The sequence below is a fragment of the Halomonas sp. FeN2 genome, assembly GCF_020595105.1.
In the GTDB taxonomy this organism is placed as follows: Bacteria; Pseudomonadota; Gammaproteobacteria; order Pseudomonadales; family Halomonadaceae; genus Vreelandella; species Vreelandella neptunia.
On record NZ_CP074200.1, the window covers coordinates 324,824 to 340,299 of the forward strand.

The 15,476-nt window shown below is 55.5% G+C and carries 14 protein-coding genes; 11 read left to right on the forward strand and 3 right to left on the reverse strand.

Annotation, left to right across the window (positions count from 1 at the left end; all coding sequences use genetic code 11):
* The 3 genes from serC to KF947_RS01570 form a co-directional block, all read right to left on the reverse strand.
* The gene (gene serC / locus KF947_RS01560; protein WP_133732403.1) at positions 1-1,104 is read right to left on the reverse strand and encodes a 3-phosphoserine/phosphohydroxythreonine transaminase; all 1,104 of its coding nucleotides are present in this window, start codon (positions 1,102-1,104) and stop codon (positions 1-3) included.
* Positions 1,088-3,829 carry a DNA gyrase subunit A gene (gyrA, locus tag KF947_RS01565; RefSeq protein WP_133732402.1) on the reverse strand — a complete coding sequence of 914 codons (2,742 nt, stop codon included), beginning with the start codon at positions 3,827-3,829 and terminating at the stop codon, positions 1,088-1,090. Before gyrA ends, serC begins: the two co-directional genes overlap by 17 nt.
* A 152-nt stretch (positions 3,830-3,981) precedes the next feature.
* Positions 3,982-4,416 (reverse strand): acyl-CoA thioesterase, encoded by a 435-nt coding sequence (locus KF947_RS01570; protein ID WP_133732401.1) that lies wholly within the window; start codon positions 4,414-4,416, stop codon positions 3,982-3,984.
* A 141-nt stretch (positions 4,417-4,557) separates the two neighbouring features.
* Here KF947_RS01570 and KF947_RS01575 point away from each other — a divergent pair, with 141 nt between their 5' ends.
* The 11 genes from KF947_RS01575 (at position 4,558) to nth (ending at position 15,446) form a co-directional block, all read left to right on the forward strand.
* Entirely contained in the window at positions 4,558-5,487 is a 930-nt protein-coding gene (locus KF947_RS01575; protein ID WP_227405264.1) for a recombination-associated protein RdgC, read from the forward strand.
* 108 nt (positions 5,488-5,595) lie between these two features.
* Complete coding sequence (locus tag KF947_RS01580; protein WP_133732399.1) at positions 5,596-6,777, forward strand: 1-acyl-sn-glycerol-3-phosphate acyltransferase; 1,182 nt, start codon at positions 5,596-5,598, stop codon at positions 6,775-6,777.
* A 140-nt stretch (positions 6,778-6,917) separates the two neighbouring features.
* Positions 6,918-7,199, forward strand: a complete 282-nt coding sequence (locus KF947_RS01585; protein WP_133732398.1) for a hypothetical protein — start codon at positions 6,918-6,920, stop codon at positions 7,197-7,199.
* Between the two features lie 104 nt (positions 7,200-7,303).
* Positions 7,304-9,340, forward strand: coding sequence for a methionine--tRNA ligase (gene metG / locus KF947_RS01590; protein WP_227405265.1), 2,037 nt, complete (start codon positions 7,304-7,306; stop codon positions 9,338-9,340).
* A 175-nt stretch (positions 9,341-9,515) separates the two neighbouring features.
* Positions 9,516-10,097, forward strand: coding sequence for an electron transport complex subunit RsxA (gene rsxA, locus KF947_RS01595; RefSeq protein WP_133732396.1), 582 nt, complete (start codon positions 9,516-9,518; stop codon positions 10,095-10,097).
* A gap of 10 nt (positions 10,098-10,107) precedes the next feature.
* Positions 10,108-10,704 (forward strand): electron transport complex subunit RsxB, encoded by a 597-nt coding sequence (gene rsxB / locus KF947_RS01600; protein ID WP_227405266.1) that lies wholly within the window; start codon positions 10,108-10,110, stop codon positions 10,702-10,704.
* On the forward strand, positions 10,704-12,359 hold the full coding sequence (rsxC, locus tag KF947_RS01605) for an electron transport complex subunit RsxC (RefSeq protein ID WP_227405267.1): 1,656 nt from the start codon (positions 10,704-10,706) through the stop codon (positions 12,357-12,359). Before rsxB ends, rsxC begins: the two co-directional genes overlap by 1 nt.
* Positions 12,356-13,405 (forward strand): RnfABCDGE type electron transport complex subunit D, encoded by a 1,050-nt coding sequence (locus KF947_RS01610; protein WP_227405268.1) that lies wholly within the window; start codon positions 12,356-12,358, stop codon positions 13,403-13,405. The genes rsxC and KF947_RS01610 overlap by 4 nt, the downstream gene beginning before the upstream one ends.
* The gene (rsxG, locus tag KF947_RS01615; RefSeq protein WP_227405269.1) at positions 13,402-14,037 is read left to right on the forward strand and encodes an electron transport complex subunit RsxG; all 636 of its coding nucleotides are present in this window, start codon (positions 13,402-13,404) and stop codon (positions 14,035-14,037) included. The genes KF947_RS01610 and rsxG overlap by 4 nt, the downstream gene beginning before the upstream one ends.
* The gene (locus KF947_RS01620; RefSeq protein ID WP_227405270.1) at positions 14,034-14,735 is read left to right on the forward strand and encodes an electron transport complex subunit E; all 702 of its coding nucleotides are present in this window, start codon (positions 14,034-14,036) and stop codon (positions 14,733-14,735) included. Before rsxG ends, KF947_RS01620 begins: the two co-directional genes overlap by 4 nt.
* Positions 14,736-14,807: 72 nt before the next feature.
* Positions 14,808-15,446 carry an endonuclease III gene (gene nth, locus KF947_RS01625; RefSeq protein ID WP_227405271.1) on the forward strand — a complete coding sequence of 213 codons (639 nt, stop codon included), beginning with the start codon at positions 14,808-14,810 and terminating at the stop codon, positions 15,444-15,446.
* Positions 15,447-15,476 lie beyond the last annotated feature (30 nt).

Here is a 15,476-nt window from a genome sequence, read left to right on the forward strand (position 1 = left end):
TTAGCCCCTTGTTTTTTCAAAATCGGCCATAAATGCAATTAAGGCATCTACCGCAGACTCAGGCACCGCGTTGTAAAGGCTGGCACGCATACCGCCCACGCTGCGGTGACCTTTTAGATTAAGCAGCCCTGCCGCATCGGCCTGCTGTAAAAACGCTTTATCCAGCGCCGAATCGGCCAGCACAAAGGGCACGTTCATGCGCGAACGGTTGGCGTTAGCAATTGGATTGCTATAAAACTCGCTGGCATCAATCGCCGCATAAAGTTTATCGGCTTTACGCTGATTGATAGCGTCCATTGCCGCCAATCCGCCGATATCGTCTTTCAGCCACTGGAAGACCAGACCGGCTAAATACCAGGCGTAAGTGGGGGGCGTATTGACCATCGAACCAGCGTCCGCCAGCATTTGATAATCAAATAGCGAAGGTATATTGGCCTGAGCTTTGCCTAGCAGGTCGTCACGCACAACCACCAGCGTTAACCCGGCGGGGCCAATATTTTTCTGGGCCCCAGCGTAGATAACGCCAAATTCGCTAACGTCGATGGGCCCAGAGAGGATGTTCGACGACATATCGCAGACCAGTGGCACGTGAGCACCATCGGCCCGCTGAACATGCGGCGTATAATCAAATTCCAAGCCACCAATTGTCTCGTTAGAGGTGTAGTGCAAATAGGCAGCATCTGTGCTCACCCGCAGCTCGTCCGGTGTAGGCACTGCCGTATGGCCGTTGGACTCACTACTGGCAACTACATGGCAATCAAAACCAAGGTGCTTGGCCTCATTGAGCGCCTTTTTGCCCCAGATACCGGTCTGAATAAAGTTTCCGCTACCGCCTTGCCCCAGCAGGTTCATCGGCAGCATGGCAAACTGCATGCTGGCCCCGCCCTGTAGAAACAGCACGCGGTAGTTATCCGGCACGCTCAGCAGATGACGAAAGTCGGCTTCGGCGCGCTCGGCAATGGCTATAAATTCATCGCTGCGGTGGCTCATTTCCATTACTGAAAGGCCGCGCCCCTGGTAGTCCAGCAGCTCTTCCCGGGCGCGCTCCAGCACGGCCACTGGCAGGGCCGCTGGCCCTGCGCAGAAATTATAGTGACGTGTCATCAGTCCCCGTTTCCTGTGCGTCATCGGAATTTTTATTCGCCTGAGCGTCCTCAAGGCTGTTTTCTTCAGCGTCAGTTCCTTCAAGACCGCTTAGCTCGTCGCTCTCTTCCGGCTCATCCACGCGCACCGTCTTGACCAGCTTCTCCTCTTTGCCCAGACGAATCAGCATGACACCTTGGGTATTACGCGACGTGGTGGACACCTCTTCCACACGGGTACGCACTAGCGTGCCGCGGTCGGTGATTAGCATCATTTCATCGCTGTCATAGACCTGCATGGCCGCCACGAGCGAACCGTTACGCTCGCTGGTTTGCATGGCGATGACACCCTGACCACCACGACCACGCAGCGGGAACTCTTCTAAGCGCGTGCGCTTGCCGTAGCCATTTTCACTGGCGGTCATAATGTAGATTTGACCATCGGCGGTTTCGGCTGCAGTGCTCTCTTGGGCGCTGTCTTGCGTTTCACCTTCGGCATCCGCTTCGGCGTCGATCTGCTGACTCTTGGGAATAATCAGACTAATCACTTCAGCATCACCCGCTAAGCGCATACCACGCACGCCGCGGGCAGTACGACCCATGGCGCGGGCATTGCCCTCTTCAAAGCGAATGGCCTTGCCGTTAGACGAGAGCAGCATGGCATGATCATTACCGGTGGTAATGGCAGCCCCCACTAAGCGGTCACCCTCTTCAAGGTCAATCGCAATCAGGCCAACGCTGCGTGGGCGCGAAAACTGCTCAAGACTCGTCCGCTTAACAGTGCCTTTGGCCGTGGCAAAGAAGATGTAGTTATCAGGGTTGTAGTCGCGCACTGGCAAGATGGCGTTGACCGCCTCACCCTCTTCCAGCGGCAGCATGTTCACCAGCGGCTTACCCCGCGAGCCTCGGCTGGCGTTGGGCATTTCGTACACTTTCAGCCAGTACACTTTGCCGCGATTTGAGAACAGCAGAACGGTGTCATGAGTAGAGGCAACCAGTAGATGCTCAATCACGTCTTCGTCTTTCATAGCGGTAGCGGACTTACCGCGACCACCACGGCGCTGGGCCTGATAATCCGACAGCGGCTGCGTCTTGGCATAGCCTGAACGCGACACGGTGACCACCATGTCCTCTTCGGCGATCAAGTCTTCCATCGATAAATCGAGGTGACTGGCCTGAATCTCAGTACGACGGTCATCGCCAAACTGATCACGCACCGCTCGCAGCTCTTCGCGAATCACTTCCATTAAGCGGTCAGCAGAGGCCAGAATTTCGGTTAGCTCGGCAATTTTCTCAAGAATGCTCAGGTATTCATCTAGCAGCTTCTCGGTCTCAAGGCCCGTTAAGCGGTGCAGGCGTAGCTCAAGAATTGCCTGCGCCTGGGCAGGCGAAAGCCGATAAGAGGTGGCCGCAGTGTTTAAACCAAAGCCCTCTTCCAGCTCTTCTGGCTTGCAGGAAGTAGCCCCGGCCCGCTCCAACATGGCAGTCACCTGGCCAGGCTGCCAAGTCTTGGCGAGCAATTTCTCACGCGCTTCGGCCGCATTGGGCGAGGCTTTGATCAGCTCGATCACTTCATCGATATTCGAGATAGCCACCGCCAAGCCTTCCAACAGATGGCCACGTTCGCGGGCTTTCTTCAACTCATACAGCGTACGCCGGGTAACCACTTCGCGCCGGTGGCGAATAAAGGCTTCCAGCATCTCTTTAAGATTCAGCGTACGTGGCTGGCCATTTTCCAGCGCCACCATGTTAATCCCAAACACGTTTTGCAGCTGCGTTTGAGCAAACAGGTTATTGACCACTACTTCGCCGGACTCACCGCGCTTGATTTCAATCACCACGCGCAGGCCATCTTTATCCGACTCATCGCGCAGTTCGGCGATGCCTTCGATCTTCTTCTCTTTCACCAGCTCGGCGATCTTCTCGATCAACCGCGCCTTGTTCACCTGATAAGGCAGCTCGGTGATGATGATGTGGTCACGACCGGTTTTGTCGTGGTGCTCAATGGTGTGGCAAGCGCGCACATAGATACGCCCACGGCCTGTACGGTACGCCGACAAAATGCCCGCGCGACCATTGATAATTGCACCGGTGGGGAAGTCAGGCCCGGGGATATACTCCATCAAGTCATCCACCGACAGCGTGTAGTCATCGATGAGGGCCAAACAGCCGTCAATCACTTCACGCATATTGTGCGGTGGAATATTGGTTGCCATACCTACCGCGATACCCGACGAGCCGTTAATGAGCAGGTTGGGCACCTTGGTGGGTAATACGGCGGGGATACGCTCGGTACCGTCGTAGTTATCCACCCAATCGACGGTATCTTTTTCAAGGTCAGCAAGCAGTTCGTGAGCAAGGCGCGACATACGCACCTCGGTATAACGCATGGCGGCCGCGTTATCCCCATCAATAGAACCGAAGTTGCCCTGACCGTCGACCAGGACATGGCGCATTGAGAAGTGCTGCGCCATACGTACGATGGTGTCGTATACCGCGCTATCACCGTGCGGATGGTATTTACCGATGACATCGCCGACGACACGCGCCGACTTCTTGTACGGTTTATTCCAATCATTACCCAGTTCATGCATGGCAAACAGCACACGCCGATGAACCGGTTTAAGGCCATCCCGCACATCTGGAAGCGCGCGGCCGATAATGACGCTCATCGCATAGTCGAGATACGACTGTTTAAGCTCGTCTTCAATATTGACGGGCAAGATTTCTCTGGCGATGTCACCCATGAAAGTCAGATCCTTTGCACTGCATTGGCACTGCGAGAGTTGAAAGCGCTGGTAAACACCGCTCTGAAATTACCATAGAGCGGCGCGCAAATACTGCGCCATCATACCACCGCAAAAGCAGCAAGGGCAGCCAGGGAGCTCACCAAAGCCGTTTAGGCGCTAAATGCCTCTTTCTCCAAGGTTAACGCGGCCAACGCCTCACGCACCTCTCCCTCGATGGCAGCGGCCTTGTTGGCGCGCATATCGAGTAGCACGAAGGTTAAATCGGCACGGGCAATGACGGTGCCATCCTTACGTACAATACGATGGTGGCAGAGCCCGCTGCGCTCACCAACGTCGATGATCCCGGTCATCACTTCCAAATCATCCCCTTGGCGGGCAGCGGCCAGATAATCAATATTCAAATTGACGACAACGAATGCCCGCCCGGCCTGATGGAGCTCTTTGATCATCTCTGGGTGCTGATCAAAAAAATCCCATCGCCCTTCTTCCATAAACTCAAGGTAGCGAGCGTTATTCACATGCCCGTAGCCATCCAGATGATAGCCTCTAACGCGCAGATGAACTCGCGACAGCGATGTACTCATACCGACTCCTCTATAGTGATTGGCAACTACTCAATCAAACACAAGTTTGAAACACGTGCAACAGAGACGATTGGCGACAGCCGCTGGTAGGAATGCCCCGCTTTCGCCATAATGTGCCACCTTTTAAACAGGATTGGCTCCATGTGGTTTAAGCACTTGCATTTATACCGCCTGCACGACGCGCCCGAACTATCCAGCGATGAGCTTGCTAGCGCACTACAAGAGCATGCCGCCAAACCACTCGGCAACGCCGACGCACGCCGTCTGGGCTGGACTGCGCCGGCTGGACGTTTGGGCGCAGGGCAGCTTGTCCACGAAATTCAATCACATCGGCTGCTTTCAGCGCTGCGTCAAGAGCGGCTACTGCCCGCCTCAGTTGTAAAAGAGGAAGTCGATGAGCAGGTGGCGGACATTGAGGCCAGCGAAGGCCGCAAAGTGACCCGCAAAGAGAAGACCGCATTAAAAGAGCAGGTCACCGAGAATTTATTGCCCCGCGCCTTTGTGCGAAGCCAGAAAATTGATCTTTGGTGGGACATTCGCGGCCAGATGATTGGCATCAATGCCAGCTCACGCACCCGCGCCGAAGATATTCTGGATTTGCTTCGCGAGACCCTGGGCAGTCTAAAAGTCACCCCACTGAGCTCACAGACACTGCCTATTCGCGCCATGACTACTTGGCTAGGTGACGCGGCCAGTCGCCCGGCCGACCTTCAGCTTGGTGATCAGGTTGAACTCAAAGCTAAAGGTGATGACGGCGTACTGCGTGCTCGCCAGGTCGATTTAGACAGCGATGAAATTCAGCAACTGCTTGAGAGCGGCCGCCAAGCTAGTAAACTCGCGATTAGCCTGAAAGGACGCTTAAGTTGTGTGCTACACGATGATTTGGCACTGAAATCGTTGCGCTTTGGCGATGCCTTGATTGAAGAAGCCGACCACGCTGACGACGGAGACGATGCGCTTGCCCGTCTGGAAACAGACTTTATTCTAATGGCGCAGGCGCTATCTACCGATATTCCACGCTTGATAGAGTGGCTTGGCGGCGAGACCCAGCGGGAACCCGCGGCGCAGTAAGGGCTCTATAGTCATTCAAGACTGTTATCCGAAGTCGTCTTTTCGCCTCGATGTTATTAATCGATACCTATTCCTAACCACCCAATGGTTTATCATCCAACGGTTCGCATGACTCATCACAACAACGCTATCAACGCCTCTACCGAGACAGACCCGTGGGCCGATATTCGGCCCTTTATGGATCATGAAGTGGCCGATGTGCTGGCCAGGCTCTCACGGGACAACGAGCTGCTGGATGCACTGACCCGCTTTCGGCTGCCGCGCATGGCGCGCTGGGCACCATCACTGGCGCGTGTTTTTGCCAGCCGTGCCGTGCGTCGTGAAGTCAAAGACGTAACGACGGTTTATGAGTTTCAAATGCGCATTGCCCATTACATGGAGCGCATGATTCGCACCACCACGGATGCCTTTGAAGTTACCGGCCTCGACAAACTCGACGCCAACGGCGCTTACCTGTTCATAGGTAACCACCGCGATATCTCGCTGGATCCGGCGTTCGTCAACTATGCGCTGTATCAAGCAAACCGCGGCACCGTGCGTATCGCGATCGGTGACAATCTGCTTAAAAAGCCCTATGTCACCGATCTAATGCGGCTTAATAAAAGCTTTATCGTGCCACGCAGCGCCCGAGGCAAGCGGGCCATGCTGGCAGCGTACCAGCAACTTTCCGCCTATATTCGCCATACCATTACCGAAGACCAGCACTCAATCTGGATGGCACAGCGGGAAGGCCGGGCCAAGAACGGCATCGACCACACAGAGCCCGCCATTATCAAAATGCTGATCATGGCCAGGCGAGCTGCAGAACGAGACATGGTATTTGGCGAGGCTATTGCTGAGTTAAAGCTGGTGCCGGTATCGATTAGCTATGAATACGACCCCTGCGATGTACAAAAAGCCCAGGAGCTACACGATATCGACACCCAGGGTAGCTACGCCAAAAGTGAGTTTGAAGATATTCGCTCCATTGTAGCCGGCATTACTGGCTCCAAAGGGCGTGTACGGCTGCACTTTGGCACGCCGGTAGGTTCTGATATGGCCACTCCCGACGAAGTCGCTGCTGAGATTGACCGCCAGGTGATTGGTGGCTATCGCTTGTTCCCCAGTCACTATTTGGCTTTAGAGGCGCTGGGCGAAGCACCCGAGCTAGTGGCACGCAAAGCCATCACTCGACAAGACCGTGAACGCTTTAATGCCCGGCTTGCCGAAGTTCCGGAGCCTCTGCGCCCCTACTGGCTTGCCCAGTACGCGAACCCTGTTAAACACAAGGCCGGGCGACTGACGCTTTAAATCGGCGCTCTAAACCAACACTTTAAGCTGCCATTTTAATATCGGGCAACTCATGCCCGTTGGCAGAAAAAATGCTATGGTCAACGCATTGATTGGTTTCGCATGGCGCTGTCGTCAATCGCGATCCTAAGGAGACTCCCATGTCCGGTTCAGAAATTCAGAAAACACGTATCATCAACGAGCTACGTGGCTTTATTCGCAAGCTGCTGCAAGACCCAAAGATCCTTGAGCAATCACTGGCGATTGCCAGAGAACAGCTGACCGAAGGCAATAGCCCTGCGGCGATGGCGCGAATTGCCAACGAAATTTCCGATACCACCAGCGTGCATATACCGGAAGACCCGGCCGAGCACTCTGAGGCTGATAAGCTCTTTTTAGAACTGCTACGTGAAGTCGTTCAAGAAGAGCAAGCGCTTTATTAACCGTTGCTAGGAAGTAACGGTATCGGCGAAGCGTTTAGCGGCTTCGCCGTCTTTTTTACTATCGCCTGATCGGCACCCTTATTCACTCGGAATTAACCTTCACCATGTCTACTACCGCCACGCGCAACATTTTGGTGACTAGCGCGCTCCCTTACGCCAACGGAGCCATTCACCTCGGTCACTTACTTGAGTATATCCAGACTGATATCTGGGTACGTTTCCAGAAAAGCCGTGGCCAGCAGTGCTACTACGTATGTGCCGATGACGCCCATGGCACCGCCATTATGCTGCGTGCCGAGCAGGAAGGCATTACCTCTGAAGCGCTGATTGAGCGGGTTTCCAACGACCACCAAACAGACTTTGCCCGCTTTGGCGTTGGGTTCGACAACTACCACTCGACCCACTCCGCTGAAAACCGCCACTTCAGCGAAATGATTTATAAGCGCTTACGGGATAAAGGCCATATTGCCACCCGTGATATCGAGCAGATGTTTGACCCCCAGAAAGGCCTGTTTCTGGCTGACCGTTTTATTAAAGGCACCTGCCCCAAATGTGGCGCTGAAGACCAGTATGGCGACAACTGCGAAAAGTGCGGCGCTACCTATACCCCCGCCGACTTGATCAACCCCGTTTCAGCCATTTCAGGGGCAACGCCCGAAGTACGTACATCGACCCACTACTTCTTTAAACTGCCTGACTTTGCCGACTTCCTGCAGGGCTGGATTGACGACGGCCATGTGCAGCCGCAAATCCGCAATAAGCTGATGGAGTGGTTTGAGTCTGGCTTTAACGAGTGGGATATTTCCCGGGATGCGCCCTACTTCGGCTTCGAAATTCCCGACGCCCCAGGCAAATACTTTTATGTCTGGCTGGATGCACCAATTGGCTATCTGGCCAGCTTCAAGAACTTGTGTGACCGCGAAGGTATCGACTTCGACAGCTACTGGAACAAAGGCTCTGACGCCGAGGTATATCACTTTATCGGCAAAGATATCGTCTATTTCCATGCGCTCTTCTGGCCCGCCATGCTGCATGGCGCTGACCTGCGCACGCCCACCGCCGTTAACTGCCACGGCTTCCTGACGGTGGACGGCGCCAAGATGTCGAAATCCCGCGGCACCTTTATTAAAGCTGCCACCTACGCCGATTATCTCAACCCGGAATATCTGCGCTACTACTTTGCCGCCAAGCTTACTTCCAAAGTTGATGATTTGGATTTAAACCTGGAAGACTTTGCCGCACGGGTAAATTCAGATTTAGTCGGCAAGGTGGTCAACATTGCCAGCCGCTGCGCCGGTTTTGTTAAAAAGCTCGGCGGTGGCAGCCTCTCAAGCCACTGCGCTGAGCCACAGATGGTCGCCCGCTTTATTGCCGCCGGTGATGATATTGCCGAAGACTTTGAAGCACGTGAATTTAGCCGTGCAATGCGCAAAATTATGGAACTGGCGGATGAAGCCAACACCTACATTGCTGATAAAGAGCCCTGGGCGCTGGCCAAGCAGGATGGCCGCGACCCAGAGGTGCTTGAGATATGCTCGGTAGGCATTAATCTGTTCCGCCAGTTGATGGTCTACCTGGCTCCTGTAATTCCCGCCATGGCTGAAGAGGCCCGTGCGTTTCTTAACGTTGAGTCGTTAGACTGGCACACGCGTCAAAGCGTGCTCACCGATCACTCAATCAACAAGTTCAAACCGCTGATGACCCGCGTTGAACGCGACAAAATCGATGCCATGATTGAAGCGTCGAAGGAAGATCTCGTGGAAGAGCAAAAATTGAAAGAAGCGCCCAAAGGCCCGCTGGCGGAAGAGCCTATCGCCGAGGAAATCGACTTTGCCACTTTTGCCAAAGTCGATCTGCGCATTGCGCGCATTGCCAAAGCTGAATACGTCGAAGGCGCCGACAAACTGCTGCAATTGACCCTCGATCTGGGTGGCGAAACTCGCAACGTCTTCTCCGGCATTCGCTCCGCCTACGCCCCGGAAGCCCTGGAAGGTCGCTTAACGGTTATGGTCGCCAACTTGGCACCGCGCAAAATGCGTTTTGGCGTATCGGAAGGCATGGTGTTGGCCTCTGCCAACGAAGATGGTATCTACCTGCTCTCCCCTGACACGGGGGCAGAACCGGGCCAGCGGGTTACTTAACCCACCGCGTAAGCGGTAGCCAAGTTAAAGGGCAGAGACTCACAGCGCTCTGCCTTTTGCATTTTTATTACAGCGGTACTTTTATTCAAACTTCCTCCTGAATAGGTTTTTCACACATCAAACTTCCTAGCCTCCCACTAGCCAGCGCCGCCTTTTCTTCGCACAATACGCTGCCATGAGTGAGTTATTTATCATTTTGGTCAGCACTGCACTGGTCAACAACTTCGTACTGGTTCAGTTCCTGGGCCTATGTCCGTTTATGGGCGTCTCTAACAAACTGGAGTCGGCCATGGGCATGTCCCTGGCCACCACCTTTGTGCTGACCCTAGCATCGGCCGCTAGCTTCGTGGTTTATCACGGCCTGCTTGTGCCGCTGGATGTAACCTACCTGCGCACCATTAGCTTTATCGTGGTGATCGCCGCCGTGGTGCAGTTTACCGAAATCATGGTGCGCCAGCTGAGTCCGCTGCTGCACCAGGTGCTGGGCATTTTCCTGCCGCTGATCACCACCAACTGCGCGGTATTGGGGGTAGCTCTGCTGTCGTTGAACCGTGAATTAAGCTTTTTCCACACCACACTTTATGGGTTGGGTGCAGCACTGGGCTTCTCGCTTATTTTGGTGCTGTTTGCCGCGATGCGCGAACGTTTAGCGGGGGCGGATATTCCCAAACCCTTTCAAGGTGCGGCGATAGCGATGGTCACCGCCAGCCTAATGTCACTGGCATTTCTCGGCTTTTCAGGGTTGGTGCAGGGATGAGGCCAGCGCGATGAATAGCAGCATTGATCTCATTGGTATCCTTAGCGCCGTCGCGGTATTAACCGGCTTGGGCATTGGTTTTGGTGCCCTGCTGGGCGTGGTTAGCGAGCGTTTTAAGCGCGAAGATAACCCGCTAGTTGAACAAATTGATGCCCTGCTGCCGCAAACCCAGTGCGGCCAGTGCGGGTACCCAGGCTGTCGCCCTTATGCCGAGGCCATTAACCAGGGGGATGCGCTGAATAAATGCCCTCCGGGTGGCGAAGCGACGATTCACGCCCTTGCCGATCTTCTCGGGCGTGACCCCGAGCCCCTGGATGGCGAAGCACAAAGCGAAGCCAAGGTGGCGTTTATTCGCGAAGCGGAGTGCATTGGCTGCACTAAGTGCATCCAGGCCTGCCCGGTCGATGCGATTATCGGCGCGGCTAAATTAATGCATACCGTCATTGAAGACGAATGCACCGGCTGCGATCTGTGTCTTGATCCCTGCCCCGTGGACTGTATCGATATGCTGCCACGCTCAGCCCCGATCACCCAATGGCAGCCGGTAGTGGCGCACTCATCAAACATGATTGCCAGCGACCGCCAACCCGCTTCAGGGGTGTCTTGATGTCGAACGCCTTTGACTTCCCGGGAGGCATTTATCCCCCCGAACGCAAACAGCGTTCCAACCAATCCGCGCTAATTGAAGCGCCACTGCCCCGCTGGGTCACTCTCCCCCTGCAGCAACATAGCGGCCAGGCCGCCACGCCCTGTGTGGTAGTGGGCGACGCGGTAAAAGTGGGCAGCGTGATTGCCAAACGTGAAGGTATGATCTCTAGCAACCTGCACGCCAGCATTAGCGGCACGGTGAGCGAGGTTAGCGCTACCCAAATCTGCATTGATGGAGATGGGCAAGATGAATGGCTGCGATTGCCACCATTGGCGTGGCGACATGTCGAACCCGATGCGCTGCTCGAGCGGTTAAACGAGAGCGGCATCGTCGGCTTAGGTGGCGCTGGGTTTCCCACCCATATTAAAGCGCGTGTGGTCGAACGGCATGCGATTAACACCCTGGTTATTAACGCCGCCGAGTGCGAGCCTTATATCACCGCCGATGACCTTACCCTGCGCCACCACGCTAAAGAAGTGCTCGAAGGTGCGCAGATAGTCGCCAAGCTATGCGGCGCGCAGCATATAATTATTGGCATCGAGGATAACAAGCCCAATGCCATAAAAGCCCTGAAACCCGCCCTTTCAAATTGCCAGCCGATCAACATTGAGCTGAGAGTAATATCCACCCGCTACCCCAGCGGCGGCGAGCGCCAGCTAATTAAAAGGCTGTTAAACCTTGAGGTACCCAGCGGCGGGCTGCCTGCTGATGTGGGCGTGCTGTGTCATAACCCAGGCACCCTGCTGGCGATACTACACGCAGTACGCGATGGTCAGCCGCTAGTTTCCAGGGTGGTCACGCTGACGGGAGAGGCCATCACCCAGCCCGGCAACCGCTGGGTGCGTATGGGCACATCGGTTAGAGAGCTGCTGGAACAGGCAGGGTTAAATACCCCTGAGTTACACCAAGTGATTCAGGGGGGGCCCATGATGGGCTCGCCACTGCTAACACTCGATACGCCGGTCACAAAGCTTACTAACTGTTTAATCGCGGCCACGCTTGAAGAGTTGCCGCCGCCCCCAGCAGAATCGCCCTGCATTCGCTGCGGTGAGTGCGAAAGCGTTTGCCCGGTAGCGCTGCTGCCGCAACAGCTGCACTGGTACGCCCGCGCTCAAGACGATACCAAGTTAGAACGCTATCACCTGTTTGACTGCATTGAGTGCGGCGCCTGTAGCTATGTTTGCCCCAGCCATATTCCGCTCGTGGCGGATTACCGGGAAGCGAAAAGCCGGTTACGCCTGCAGCGAATTGAAGCAGTAAAGGCGGAGCACGCCAAGCACCGTTTTGAGTTTCGCCAAGCGCGTCTCGCTCGGGAGGAGGCTGAGAAGCAGGCACGCAAGCAAGCCCGCCAGGCTCAACAACGGCGCCCAACGAACACTGCCGCAGCCAGCGGAGAAAAGGTCGATTTACGAGGCCTGCGCATCGCCCATGCCGCCGCCAAAGCATCGGTCAAGAAGGCCGAAAAAACCCTGGCGCGCGTCGCTCAGGAAGACCCTAAACAATCCCTGGATGACTTAGAAATGCAGCTTGCCACCGCCCAGGAGAACTTAAAAGCAGCCGAGTTGCAGCTTGCCCAGGCGCGCGAACAGCAGTCTAGCGAGGAGTCGTCATGAGCATGATGCACGCTTCAGGCGTTAAAGATGCCATGACGGCAACGGCTGTGCCGCCAACGGCGAGCTTAATGCGCTGGGTGATTGCAGCGACCCTGCCAGGCATTGCCACCATGAGCTATTTCTTTGGCCTAGGTGTTATCAGCAATGTACTGCTAGCCGCCGCTTTTGGTATTGCACTTGAGGCCGCCGTGCTGTGGCTACGCAAACGCCCCATTCGTGTGGCGCTGAATGACTCAAGTGCCCTGCTTACCGGCGTTTTGCTGGGCGCGTCATTGCCACCCGCTAGCCCCTGGTGGCTTATCGGCGTGGGTATGATCGCGGCGATTGTGGTCGCCAAGCAGCTATACGGCGGCTTGGGGCATAACCCGTTTAACCCTGCCATGGTGGGCTATGCGCTGCTGCTGGTGTCATTTCCTACCTACATGACGCTGTGGGCCCCACCCCAGGAACTGCTACCTAATGGTTTGTGGGCACAAATTGCTGGAACGCTGCCGACCACCCAACTAGATAGTTTGAGCGGCGCAACACCGCTCGATGCTTTTAAGCACAAAGGCGACGCCGTGCTTGCCAGTGAGTTCTGGGCGACTAGCCCACTGCCGGATGGAACCCTAACTGCCTGGCGATGGGTAGCGCTTGCTTGGCTAGCGGGTGGTACGGTGCTGTTAGCGAAGCGAATTATTAGCTGGCACATCCCGGTAGCGATGCTTGGCAGCCTACTACTACTGGCCACGCTGTTTTATCTCAGCAACCCTAGCCACTTTGCTTCACCGCTGTTTCACCTGCTCACCGGGGCAACGCTATTTGGCGCGTTCTTTATTGCCACCGACCCGGTATCCGCCGCCACCAGCCAACGCGGCAAACTTATTTATGGCGCGGGGATCGGCGCGCTGATTATCATTATTCGCACCTTTGGCGGCTACCCCGATGCTGTGGCGTTTGCGGTCTTACTGATGAACCTGTGCGTACCCTTACTGGATCTATATAGCGTGCCGCGGCCCACTGGCCAGCAAAAAGCCTCACCGGGTAAGCCAGGAGAACAGCCATGACGCTGTTCCAGGCCATGCGGCGTGGTGCGATTGCCCTGGGCACTTTTGCCTTGGTAACGGCGGGCAGCGTTGCGCTTACCCGCACGCTAACCGCCGAACGTATAGAGACGCATCAGTTGGCTTACCAACACCGCCAACTGCAGGAAGTACTGCCCCAAGCGCTCGCGAATACTCCCGTCACCCAGGTGCTGGAGAGCACCTTTACCCTTCCCAACCCACAAGCGCTAGGGCTTGCAAGCGATAGCCAAGGCTGGTGGGTAAGCGATCAGGGTAGTAGCGCGGTGATCTTACCGGTGGTGACCCGGCAGGGGTATAACGGCGAAATCCGTCTACTGATTGGCATTGACGAGCAGCAGCGTATCAGCGGCGTACGCGTTACCCAGCACCAGGAAACGCCTGGGCTAGGCGATGACATTGAGCGCAGCCGTAGCGACTGGATCACCGGGTTTAACGATTTAAGGTTAGATAGCTTGCCGCCAGAAGGCTGGGCAGTAGCTAAAGACGGCGGTCACTTTGATGCGTTTACCGGCGCGACGATTACGCCCAGGGCCGTGGTTAACGCTGTCCATAAAGCGCTTCAGTACGCCAACGATACACCGCTACCGATATCATTTAAGGAGCCCACCCAATGAGCCAGTGGCGCGAACTCGCTCGAAGCGGTCTTTGGTCGAATAACCCCGCGCTGGTGCAGCTGCTGGGGCTCTGCCCGCTGCTAGCGGTAAGCGGTAGCGTGGTCAATGCGCTGGGGCTGGCGCTGGCCACGTTGCTGGTCATGGTCGGTGCCAGCACGGCGATTTCGCTGATTCGTCACCAGGTGCCCAGCGCAGTGCGTCTGCCCGCTTTCGTGATGGTGATTGCTGCTTTTGTTACCTGCGCTGAACTATTGATGGCCGCCTACGCCTACCCGCTCTATCAAGTGCTGGGGATTTTTATTCCGCTGATCGTCACCAACTGCGCCATCCTGGGTCGCGCGGATGCCTTTGCCTCCCGCCAGCCGGTGCTTCCAGCGGCCATTGATGGCTTTATGATGGGATTGGGGTTTGGAGCCGTACTGGTGTTGCTTGGCGCCTTACGTGAGCTACTGGGTCAAGGCACGCTGTTTAGCGATATGGCGCTACTGTTTGGGCCGCAAGCGGCCAATTGGCAGCTGACGTTTGCCGACGACTATCAGTTCCTGTTTTTCGTGCTGCCACCCGGCGCATTCTTTGTGGCGGGTCTGTTAATCGCACTGAAAAATGTTATCGATCAACGCAATGCTGCCCGAGCCAAGCCAGTGGCAGTAGCACCCCGAGCTGAGCGGCGCGTACGGGTTACCGGTACGATTAAATAGTTGGCAAGATGCCGAAGTGCACATTTAAGCAACTGCTTGTATTTATAACGCGTATTTATTAAGAGACCCGCCATGAATGCCCAAAAGCGTCATGAAATTTTTGCTCGCCTTCAGGCCGAAAACCCGCACCCCACCACCGAGCTTAATTGGAACACGCCCTTTGAGCTGCTGGCTGCCGTACTGCTTTCTGCCCAAGCCACCGATGTAGGCGTCAACAAAGCCACGGCGCAGCTCTACCCGGTCGCTAACACGCCCCAAGCGATCATTGATTTAGGTATTGATGGGCTTAAAGCGCATATCAAAACCATCGGCTTGTACAATACCAAAGCCGAAAATCTGATGAAAACCTGCCACATCCTCGTTAATCAGCATGGCGGCGAAGTGCCCGACACCCGTCAAGCGTTGGAAGCCTTGCCCGGTGTAGGCCGTAAAACCGCCAATGTGATTCTCAACACGGCATTTGGTCAGCCCACCATGGCGGTGGATACGCATATTTTCCGGGTATCCAATCGCACCGGCATCGCTAAAGGCAAAGATGTGGTTGAGGTGGAGCAGAAACTGCTTCGCCATGTGCCAAAAGGGTTTCTTCACGATGCTCACCACTGGCTGATTCTGCACGGCCGCTACACCTGCATCGCGCGTAAACCCCGCTGTGGTAGCTGCATTATCGAGGACCTGTGCGACTATAAAGACAAAACCGAACCGGCTTAACGGCTAGCAGCCTGTCGGGCTTGACCGATC

Bases quoted from the DNA above. Each gene is read 5' to 3' on its own strand.
- nth (WP_227405271.1), top strand. From the start codon at position 14,808: ATGAATGCCCAAAAGCGTCATGAAATTTTTGCTCGCCTTCAGGCCGAA.
- rsxC (WP_227405267.1), top strand. From the start codon at position 10,704: ATGTCGAACGCCTTTGACTTCCCGGGAGGCATTTATCCCCCCGAACGC.
- KF947_RS01575 (WP_227405264.1), top strand. From the start codon at position 4,558: ATGTGGTTTAAGCACTTGCATTTATACCGCCTGCACGACGCGCCCGAA.
- KF947_RS01585 (WP_133732398.1), top strand. From the start codon at position 6,918: ATGTCCGGTTCAGAAATTCAGAAAACACGTATCATCAACGAGCTACGT.
- KF947_RS01620 (WP_227405270.1), top strand. From the start codon at position 14,034: ATGAGCCAGTGGCGCGAACTCGCTCGAAGCGGTCTTTGGTCGAATAAC.
- KF947_RS01610 (WP_227405268.1), top strand. From the start codon at position 12,356: ATGAGCATGATGCACGCTTCAGGCGTTAAAGATGCCATGACGGCAACG.
- gyrA (WP_133732402.1), bottom strand. From the start codon at position 3,829: ATGGGTGACATCGCCAGAGAAATCTTGCCCGTCAATATTGAAGACGAG.
- rsxA (WP_133732396.1), top strand. From the start codon at position 9,516: ATGAGTGAGTTATTTATCATTTTGGTCAGCACTGCACTGGTCAACAAC.
- rsxB (WP_227405266.1), top strand. From the start codon at position 10,108: ATGAATAGCAGCATTGATCTCATTGGTATCCTTAGCGCCGTCGCGGTA.
- KF947_RS01570 (WP_133732401.1), bottom strand. From the start codon at position 4,416: ATGAGTACATCGCTGTCGCGAGTTCATCTGCGCGTTAGAGGCTATCAT.
- rsxG (WP_227405269.1), top strand. From the start codon at position 13,402: ATGACGCTGTTCCAGGCCATGCGGCGTGGTGCGATTGCCCTGGGCACT.
- metG (WP_227405265.1), top strand. From the start codon at position 7,304: ATGTCTACTACCGCCACGCGCAACATTTTGGTGACTAGCGCGCTCCCT.
- serC (WP_133732403.1), bottom strand. From the start codon at position 1,104: ATGACACGTCACTATAATTTCTGCGCAGGGCCAGCGGCCCTGCCAGTG.
- KF947_RS01580 (WP_133732399.1), top strand. From the start codon at position 5,596: ATGACTCATCACAACAACGCTATCAACGCCTCTACCGAGACAGACCCG.